General features: G+C 56.7%; 1 rRNA gene. It reads right to left on the bottom strand.

Features of this window, described 5'->3' with window-relative positions:
- Nucleotides 1-22: 22 nt before the first annotated feature.
- Nucleotides 23-2,377 (bottom strand): 23S ribosomal RNA (locus QC385_RS43820); the annotation flags it as partial.

Here is a 2,377-nt window from a genome sequence, read left to right as displayed (position 1 = left end):
AACACAGTGGACGCGAGCAACTGAGGACAAGCCCTCGGCCTATTAGTACCGGTCAACTCCACACGTTACCGTGCTTCCATATCCGGCCTATCAACCCAGTCGTCTACTGGGAGCCTTACCCTCTCTAGGAGGTGGGAGTCCTCATCTCGAAGCAGGCTTCCCGCTTAGATGCTTTCAGCGGTTATCCCTCCCGAACGTAGCCAACCAGCCATGCCCTTGGCAGGACAACTGGCACACCAGAGGTTCGTCCGTCCCGGTCCTCTCGTACTAGGGACAGCCCTTCTCAAGACTCCTACGCGCACAGCGGATAGGGACCGAACTGTCTCACGACGTTCTAAACCCAGCTCGCGTACCGCTTTAATGGGCGAACAGCCCAACCCTTGGGACCGACTCCAGCCCCAGGATGCGACGAGCCGACATCGAGGTGCCAAACCATCCCGTCGATATGGACTCTTGGGGAAGATCAGCCTGTTATCCCCGGGGTACCTTTTATCCGTTGAGCGACGGCGCTTCCACAAGCCACCGCCGGATCACTAGTCCCGACTTTCGTCCCTGCTCGACCCGTCGGTCTCACAGTCAAGCTCCCTTGTGCACTTACACTCAACACCTGATTGCCAACCAGGCTGAGGGAACCTTTGGGCGCCTCCGTTACTCTTTAGGAGGCAACCGCCCCAGTTAAACTACCCATCAGACACTGTCCCTGATCCGGATCACGGACCCAGGTTAGACATCCAGCACGACCAGACTGGTATTTCAACGACGACTCCCCCTGAACTGGCGTCCAGAGTTCACAGTCTCCCAGCTATCCTACACAAGCCGAACCGAACACCAATATCAAACTGTAGTAAAGGTCCCGGGGTCTTTCCGTCCTGCTGCGCGAAACGAGCATCTTTACTCGTAGTGCAATTTCACCGGGCCTATGGTTGAGACAGTCGAGAAGTCGTTACGCCATTCGTGCAGGTCGGAACTTACCCGACAAGGAATTTCGCTACCTTAGGATGGTTATAGTTACCACCGCCGTTTACTGGCGCTTAAGTTCTCAGCTTCGCCACCCCGAAGAGTGACTAACCGGTCCCCTTAACGTTCCAGCACCGGGCAGGCGTCAGTCCGTATACATCGCCTTACGGCTTCGCACGGACCTGTGTTTTTAGTAAACAGTCGCTTCTCGCTGGTCTCTGCGGCCACCCCCAGCTCGAGGAGCAAGTCCTCTCACCAGTGATGGCCCCCCTTCTCCCGAAGTTACGGGGGCATTTTGCCGAGTTCCTTAACCATAGTTCACCCGAACGCCTCGGTATTCTCTACCTGACCACCTGAGTCGGTTTAGGGTACGGGCCGCCATGAAACTCGCTAGAGGCTTTTCTCGACAGCATAGGATCATCCACTTCACCACAATCGGCTCGGCATCAGGTCTCACCCACATGTCATCCGGATTTACCTAGATGACGGGCTACACCCTTACCCCGGGACAACCACCGCCCGGGCTGGACTACCTTCCTGCGTCACCCCATCACTCACCTACTACCACCTTGGTTCGGCGGCTCCACCACTCCCCTTTGCCCGAAGGCTCCAGGGCGGCTTCACGGCCTTAGCATTAGTGGATTCAATGTTTGACGCTTCACAGCGGGTACCGGAATATCAACCGGTTATCCATCGACTACGCCTGTCGGCCTCGCCTTAGGTCCCGACTTACCCTGGGCAGATCAGCTTGACCCAGGAACCCTTAGTCAATCGGCGCACACGTTTCTCACGTGTGAATCGCTACTCATGCCTGCATTCTCACTCGTGAACCGTCCACAACTCGCTTACGCGGCTGCTTCACCCGGCACACGACGCTCCCCTACCCATCCACACAGGCGTTGGCCCTATTGTGTGAATGACACGACTTCGGCGGTACGCTTGAGCCCCGCTACATTGTCGGCGCGGAATCACTAGACCAGTGAGCTATTACGCACTCTTTCAAGGGTGGCTGCTTCTAAGCCAACCTCCTGGTTGTCTCTGCGACTCCACATCCTTTCCCACTTAGCGTACGCTTAGGGGCCTTAGTCGATGCTCTGGGCTGTTTCCCTCTCGACCATGGAGCTTATCCCCCACAGTCTCACTGCCGCGCTCTCACTTACCGGCATTCGGAGTTTGGCTAAGGTCAGTAACCCGGTAGGGCCCATCGCCTATCCAGTGCTCTACCTCCGGCAAGAAACACACGACGCTGCACCTAAATGCATTTCGGGGAGAACCAGCTATCACGGAGTTTGATTGGCCTTTCACCCCTAACCACAGGTCATCCCCCAGGTTTTCAACCCTGGTGGGTTCGGTCCTCCACGAAGTCTTACCTCCGCTTCAACCTGCCCATGGCTAGATCACTCCGCTTCGGGTCTTGAGC

It is taken from the genome of Streptomyces sp. DH10 (genome assembly GCF_029813805.1).
GTDB lineage: Bacteria > Actinomycetota > Actinomycetes > Streptomycetales > Streptomycetaceae > Streptomyces > Streptomyces coeruleofuscus.
The sequence above is the reverse complement of the archived record's forward strand: the minus strand, read 5'-3'. Positions and strand labels throughout refer to the sequence as shown.